The following is a 6597-nucleotide window of genomic DNA, read 5'->3' as shown; positions in this document are numbered from 1 at the left end:
TTCGCAGTTCGGGACTTTCACCCTAGAGATTGCACCCATGCCGAGCGCACATGAAGCGGCGAGCATTTTCTCGCCGCTTTTTGTATAATGGTCGTGATAGGAGCGGAAAGGACTGGGATACATGTTAGAAAAATTACGGGCATATTACCAAGACGCACTTATTGAACGCGAGCAAGTGGACGAGCGGGATCAATATGAATGGTTTTCGACGGAAGGCGGCGAAGTTTTTGGCATAAAAAAAGAAGCGCTTACTCCAAAAGAACGGACGTTGTTAGCAACGTTATTTACACCATATGAAACGGTCCCTTCTTGGATGAACGAACGGCAACAGGCGTGGTATCGCTTTTTAATACAGCATGACACAACAGCGTTCGAACATGTACCTTCTTCTACACATACACGTTTCATTTATTTTTACATTCAAAAAGGGACTGTTGATCCACATGATTTTATGGAAGCGATTCAATCGCTGTTTCCATATGATGTGACGATGTTATCGGAAACAGAACAACAATTTATCGTCATCGAGCAACAAGAAGAGAGCGTTGCCTCCACTCTTTATGAACTGATCGATACGCTATGTAGCGATTTCTACATTCAATTGCGGGCCTATATTGGACAAAAGTGCCCACATGGCGTTGAACTTACACACATATTTACCGCGGAAAAGCGATATTTTCACATCGGTATGAAACATAAACCCGAGCAGCGCGTTTACTCCATTGAAGACGTCTTCCCTCTTTTGCTTATTAACGATGAAGAGATGACGTACGCCATGACGTTTTTACAAACAGTAAAACAAGATGACGATATGATTAAAACGATGAAGACGTTTTTTGAATGCAATTTAAACGTTTCGCTAGCAGCAAAAAAGCTTCATATGCACCGCAATAGCTTGCAATATCGCATTGATAAACTGATCGAAAAAACAGGCATTGATATAAAACAATTTAAAGGGGCGCTCACCGTTTATTTGGCTATTTTACTTCATGAACAACACTAGGCATGTTGCCCGAAAACGTTTTCTTTTTTTGTGCATCGTGTCCATTTACGACTCTCCCCCTTTCATATATGCTTAAATCAAATGAAATCGATTGCATAAGGAGGCGTACGTATGGCTGAGCTTCGTTTAGAACATGTGTACAAAATTTATGACAACAACGTCACTGCTGTAAAAGACTTTAACTTGCACATCCAAGATAAAGAATTTATCGTTTTCGTCGGTCCGTCAGGTTGCGGAAAATCAACGACGCTTCGCATGATTGCAGGTCTTGAAGAAATTTCAAAAGGCGATTTTTACATTGATGGCAAACGGATGAACGACGTTGCGCCAAAAGATCGCGATATCGCAATGGTGTTCCAAAACTATGCGCTTTATCCACATATGAGCGTATACGATAACATGGCGTTCGGATTGAAATTGCGCAAGTTTCCAAAAGAGGAAATCGACCGTCGTGTTCGTGAAGCGGCACGTATTCTCGGTCTTGAGCAATATTTAGATCGCAAACCGAAAGCGTTATCTGGTGGTCAACGTCAACGCGTTGCATTAGGGCGTGCGATCGTACGCGATGCGAAAGTGTTTTTAATGGACGAGCCACTTTCAAACTTAGACGCAAAATTGCGTGTACAAATGCGCGCAGAAATCGCAAAACTTCATCAACGTTTAGGAACAACAACGATTTACGTCACACATGACCAAACAGAAGCAATGACGATGGCAACTCGCCTTGTCGTCATGAAAGACGGAGTCATTCAACAAGTCGGTACACCAAAAGAAGTATATGAAAAGCCAGAAAACATTTTCGTCGGTGGATTTATCGGCTCACCAGCGATGAACTTCTTGCGCGGCGTGCTTCAAGACGGCGTATTCGCCATCGGTGATGTGAAAATTGCTGTGCCAGAAGGAAAAATGAAAGTACTTCGCGAACAAGGTTACGTCGGTAAAGAAGTCATTTTAGGTATTCGTCCAGAGGACTTCCACGATGAACCAGTCTTCCTTGAAGCATCGCAAAATACAAAAGTACGTGCCCATGTCGAAGTGGCAGAATTGCTCGGTGCAGAAATTATGGTATATTCACAAATTAGCGGCCAAGAGTTTGTCGCACGCGTCGATGCGCGCACAGACGTAAAAGCAGGTCAAACGATCGATCTTGCATTAGATATGAACAAAGCTCACTTCTTCGATGTCAATACAGAATTGCGCATCCGTTCCAATAGTGAGAAATAAATGGGAAGCCCGTTCATTTGAGCGGGCTTTTACTCTTGGATGAAACGGACAACATCGTCGCCACAACGGTCGCAATGAAACAAATGAACACACATATGCTGCGTTCGTGTATGCGCGTATCCATCAACCATTTTCATCACATCTGCATCCATATACGGACTATAATCATCGAAATAATCCGTTAATTTCCCTTCGTCTTTTAATTTTTCCCCACATTGGTCACAATAAAAAACGATTGTCCGTAAGCCATTACATAACGGACAAATGTTCATTTTCATCCCTCGCTTCGCTATTTTCCATTATCTTTCCCACTACACAAAAAATTACCACATTAAAAAAAGAATAATAACATGTTTTTTCCCCAAAATAGTAGTACAAGCAAGCAAACAACACTCGATGGGTTAAGCCAAGCTTGGCAGCGTGAAAAACGATCACGCGTTGCTGGTGCAAATCCAGCTAACCCAACCATAAAAACTTTTCACGAGGAGATGATTGAACATGGCTAACACAAACCAATTATTAGTATACGGTGCACAACAAGCAATTGATCAAATGAAATACGAAATCGCTCAAGAATTTGGTGTAAACCTTGGACCAGATGCAACATCACGCGCAAACGGTTCAGTTGGTGGCGAAATTACAAAACGTCTTGTTGCAATGGCGCAACAACAATTAGGCGGATCTTACACAACTAAATAACATGGCTGAAAACCCCCAAGCATTTCGCTTGGGGGTTTTACTGAATTCGTTGCAAAAACTGGCGCGTCCGTTCATGCTTCGGGTTTGTAAATAGTTGTTCCGGATGGCCGCGTTCAATCATCATTCCTTCATCAAAAAAAATCACTTCATCGGCAACTTCCCGCGCAAAGCGCATTTCATGCGTGACGACAATCATGGTCATTCCTTCATTCGCCAAATCTTTCATCACTTTCAACACTTCCCCCACAAGTTCTGGATCTAGTGCTGAAGTCGGTTCATCAAATAACAATACTTTCGGTTCCATCGCGAGCGCTCGCGCAATGCCAACACGTTGTTGTTGTCCCCCGGACAGCTGAAACGGATACATATGCATTTGGTGTTTCAAACCTACTTTAGTCAGTAGCTGTTCCGCCTTTTGTTTCGCTTCATGTTTGCTTAACCGCTTCACCGTAATCGGTCCTTCCATCACATTTTCGAGCGCCGTCATATGTGGAAATAAGTTATACGATTGAAATACCATTCCTGTCAAACGACGGAAGTTCGTCAATTCTTTTTTTGATGGCTTTTTGGTAAAATGAAGCCGCTCTTGATCGATAGTGACCGTTCCGCTATCAGGTATTTCTAGCACGTTTAGACAGCGCAATAACGTCGTTTTTCCCGATCCCGATGGACCGATAATAACAACAACTTCTCCTTTTTTTACTGTTACATTAACGCCTTTTAATACTTCATGATTTCCAAACGTTTTACGCAATCCTTCAACAACTAACATCACAACTCTCCTTATTCCGATTATCGCACGACGTATCGGCTTAGCCGTTGTTCGATTTTCCCTTGAATGATTGAAAGGAAAAAGCAAATGAACCAATAAATGAGCGCAGCTTCTGTATAAAGCAGCAAAAATTCATAATTCGTTGCCGCAATTTCTTGCGCCTTTCGAAACATTTCCGACACAAGAATGAGCGAGGCAAGAGACGTATCTTTCACTAAGCTAATAAACGTATTGGATAGCGGTGGAACGGATACGCGGGCAGCTTGCGGTAAAATAATACGTCTTAACGTCTGCACATCGTCCATTCCAAGCGAATAAGCTGCCTCCCATTGACCTTTTGGAATCGATAAAATGGCCGCTCGGATAATTTCCGATGCATATGCCCCGACATTTAATGAAAAACCAATGATCGCATCCGGCAACGGATCAATCGTTATTCCGATCGTCGGCAGTCCGTAAAAAATAATAAACAGTTGCACAAGAAGCGGCGTACCACGAATAGCGGACACATAGGCACGCGCCGTCCATTGCAACCATTTCACTCTCGATAGACGAGCTAAAGCCGTTAGCAACGCAATCGCTAATCCAATGACAAATGTAATAAATGCCAGCGGAATCGTATATAGCAAAGCTCCCTTCACCAATGGGAGAAGGGAACTTTCAGCAATATTCATTAACCTTTCTAAACGCTCTGAATCGATCACCATACTATTTAGATACATCTTCACCAAACCACTTTTCTGAAATTTTTCCGTACGTACCGTCTTCCATCATCTCTTTTAACGCTTTGTTTACAGCCTCAACAAGCGGATCGCTTCCTTTGCGGAACATGAACCCACTTTGCGACGCATCGTCATGTGTCGCGACAATTCGAACAGGTGCGTCCGGTTTTTGTTTAAGAAAATCAAGTACAGATAATTTATCATTGATTGTTGCATCAACTCGTTTTGAACTCAGTAGCTCAATCGCTTGATTAAATCCTTCCACCCCTACGACTTCTGCGCCATATGAACGAGCTAAATCTGCATAGTTACTCGTCATCGATTGCGCCGCTTTCTTCCCTTTTAAGTCATCGAATGATTTGAGCTGTTCATTTTCTTTATGAACGACAAGGACAGCAGCCGACGTAATATAAGGATTAGAAAAATCGTATTTTTCTTGACGATCCGGACGAATACCAACTTGGTTAGCAATCATGTCAAAACGCTTCGCATCTAAGCCAGCAAACATCGCATCCCATTGTGTTTCTACAAACACAGGTTTCACACCGATACGTTTTGCTACCTCTTTCGCAATGTCTACATCGAATCCTGTCAACTCACCTGTTTCATCATGAAACGTAAATGGCGGATACGTTCCTTCCGTTCCAATTTTTAATTCACCTTTTTCTTTTATTTGAGCAAATAAATCATTTTTTTCTTCATTTTGACCGCAACCGGTAAGCCATACGCTGACCAGAAGTAATGTCATCAACAAAAACGACTTTTTCATCACTGAAACTCCCATTATTCTTATCGGTTTTTATGCTTATTAATCGTAATGGAAGTTTACAAAGTTGTCAATAAAAAAAGGAGCAAATTGCTCCCTTTTTACACATTTTCCACAATCGGCTCGCGAATGCGAACGAGCACTTTTCGAATGCGGCGATTTTCAACTTGACGGACAGTAACCGTTAATGACTCATGCTCAAACGATTCGCCAACGGTCGGAATGCGCTCAAACATTTCAAACACCCAGCCACCGAGCGTATGGGAGGAGCTTTCTAGCTCTTCGATGCCTAAAATGTCGCAAAACTCGTCAAGCGGCAATTCCGCGTTAAATTCGTATTCGTAATCATTAATTTTTTGAAACGTTTTTACCGCTTCATCATGTTCGTCCCATATTTCTCCAACAATTTGCTCTAAAATATCTTCTAGTGTAATTAACCCCGACGTCCCACCGAACTCGTCGATGACGATCGCCATATGTACTTTGCTTTTTTGTAATTCAGGTAACAATGTCGATATGCGCATCGACTCGACGACGAATAGCGGCGTGCGCAACAGTTCACGAACGTTCACTTCTTTCCCTTGCACAAGTTGACTAAAAAAGTCGCTTTCCGATAAAATACCGATGACGTTATCAATATCCCCTTCGTATACCGGAACGCGCGAATATCGTTCACGTAAAAAAATGTCGCGAATTTCTTCGATTGGTTGATTCACTTCTACGGCAACCATATCAATGCGCGGAGTGAAAATCTCACCAACTAAAATATCGTTAAAGTCTAGTGAACGATGAACGAGCTCTTTTTCTTTATTGTCAATAACCCCTTCTTCTTCACTTAAATCGACCATCACTTTTAGCTCTTCTTCAGTTACCGAGGGCGTGTCTGCCCGATGGCCAAACAGTTTGGAGACGAATTGTTTTAACATGACAAGCAATGCCGTAACAGGAGTAAATAGTTGGATAAGCATATACAGCACATCGGAAATCATAAGAGAGAACGACTCGGCATTTTCTTTCGCAAGCGACTTTGGCAACACTTCACCGAAAATTAAAATTAAAATGGTCATACCAACTGTACTAATGACAAGACCTGTATTGCCACCAAACAAGTCTGTCGCCACTTTCGCAGAAATAGATGCCGCAGCAATATTCACAATATTATTTCCGACTAAAATGGTCGAAAGAGCACGGTCAAAGTTTTCGGCAATATACAGCGCCTTTTTACTTCCCCGCCGCTTCTCATCGACATAATTTTTCAAGCGAATTTTATTGACGCTCGAAAACGCTGTTTCTGAAGCTGAAAAAAAAGCGGATAAAAAAATTAAAGAGATGAGTAAAAAAATTAAACTCAGAGGCAAATCTCCCAACGAACATTCACACTCCTAATCGGATGATTTTATGAAAATATATA

8 protein-coding genes are annotated in these 6597 nt (G+C 42.0%); 3 read left to right on the top strand and 5 right to left on the bottom strand.

Annotated elements, in window-relative coordinates:
- Positions 1 to 121 precede the first annotated feature (121 nt).
- The gene (locus V7Z64_RS10870; protein WP_297990146.1) at positions 122 to 1003 is read left to right on the top strand and encodes a PucR family transcriptional regulator; all 882 of its coding nucleotides are present in this window, start codon (positions 122 to 124) and stop codon (positions 1001 to 1003) included.
- A gap of 111 nt (positions 1004 to 1114) precedes the next feature.
- Positions 1115 to 2227 (top strand): ABC transporter ATP-binding protein, encoded by a 1113-nt coding sequence (locus V7Z64_RS10865; protein ID WP_003395653.1) that lies wholly within the window; start codon positions 1115 to 1117, stop codon positions 2225 to 2227.
- Positions 2228 to 2256: 29 nt separating this feature from the next.
- Here V7Z64_RS10865 and V7Z64_RS10860 read toward each other — a convergent pair whose 3' ends face one another.
- The gene (locus V7Z64_RS10860; protein WP_297990149.1) at positions 2257 to 2499 is read right to left on the bottom strand and encodes a hypothetical protein; all 243 of its coding nucleotides are present in this window, start codon (positions 2497 to 2499) and stop codon (positions 2257 to 2259) included.
- Between the two features lie 226 nt (positions 2500 to 2725).
- Here V7Z64_RS10860 and V7Z64_RS10855 point away from each other — a divergent pair, with 226 nt between their 5' ends.
- Complete coding sequence (locus tag V7Z64_RS10855) at positions 2726 to 2926, top strand: alpha/beta-type small acid-soluble spore protein (RefSeq protein ID WP_003395655.1); 201 nt, start codon at positions 2726 to 2728, stop codon at positions 2924 to 2926.
- A gap of 37 nt (positions 2927 to 2963) precedes the next feature.
- Here the strand turns inward: V7Z64_RS10855 and V7Z64_RS10850 are convergent, their stop codons facing one another.
- The 4 genes from V7Z64_RS10850 to V7Z64_RS10835 all read right to left on the bottom strand — a co-directional run bounded on the left by V7Z64_RS10850 (position 2964) and on the right by V7Z64_RS10835 (position 6553).
- The gene (locus V7Z64_RS10850; protein ID WP_297990153.1) at positions 2964 to 3698 is read right to left on the bottom strand and encodes an amino acid ABC transporter ATP-binding protein; all 735 of its coding nucleotides are present in this window, start codon (positions 3696 to 3698) and stop codon (positions 2964 to 2966) included.
- Positions 3699 to 3718: 20 nt separating this feature from the next.
- Positions 3719 to 4420: an amino acid ABC transporter permease gene (locus V7Z64_RS10845; protein ID WP_297990155.1), complete on the bottom strand. Its 702-nt coding sequence runs from the start codon at positions 4418 to 4420 to the stop codon at positions 3719 to 3721.
- Complete coding sequence (locus V7Z64_RS10840) at positions 4407 to 5189, bottom strand: amino acid ABC transporter substrate-binding protein (RefSeq protein ID WP_297990157.1); 783 nt, start codon at positions 5187 to 5189, stop codon at positions 4407 to 4409. Before V7Z64_RS10840 ends, V7Z64_RS10845 begins: the two co-directional genes overlap by 14 nt.
- 98 nt (positions 5190 to 5287) lie before the next feature.
- On the bottom strand, positions 5288 to 6553 hold the full coding sequence (locus V7Z64_RS10835; protein WP_297990159.1) for a hemolysin family protein: 1266 nt from the start codon (positions 6551 to 6553) through the stop codon (positions 5288 to 5290).
- Positions 6554 to 6597: the final 44 nt, after the last annotated feature.

Origin of the sequence: Anoxybacillus sp. (assembly GCF_036834105.1) — a bacterium.
Lineage (GTDB): Bacteria > Bacillota > Bacilli > Bacillales > Anoxybacillaceae > Anoxybacillus.
The sequence above is the reverse complement of the archived record's forward strand: the minus strand, read 5'-3'. Positions and strand labels throughout refer to the sequence as shown.

Excerpts from the sequence above, each read along its gene's own strand:
- V7Z64_RS10850 (WP_297990153.1), bottom strand. The coding sequence starts at position 3,698 with ATGTTAGTTGTTGAAGGATTGCGTAAAACGTTTGGAAATCATGAAGTA.
- V7Z64_RS10845 (WP_297990155.1), bottom strand. The coding sequence starts at position 4,420 with ATGTATCTAAATAGTATGGTGATCGATTCAGAGCGTTTAGAAAGGTTA.
- V7Z64_RS10865 (WP_003395653.1), top strand. The coding sequence starts at position 1,115 with ATGGCTGAGCTTCGTTTAGAACATGTGTACAAAATTTATGACAACAAC.
- V7Z64_RS10855 (WP_003395655.1), top strand. The coding sequence starts at position 2,726 with ATGGCTAACACAAACCAATTATTAGTATACGGTGCACAACAAGCAATT.
- V7Z64_RS10870 (WP_297990146.1), top strand. The coding sequence starts at position 122 with ATGTTAGAAAAATTACGGGCATATTACCAAGACGCACTTATTGAACGC.
- V7Z64_RS10860 (WP_297990149.1), bottom strand. The coding sequence starts at position 2,499 with ATGAACATTTGTCCGTTATGTAATGGCTTACGGACAATCGTTTTTTAT.
- V7Z64_RS10840 (WP_297990157.1), bottom strand. The coding sequence starts at position 5,189 with ATGAAAAAGTCGTTTTTGTTGATGACATTACTTCTGGTCAGCGTATGG.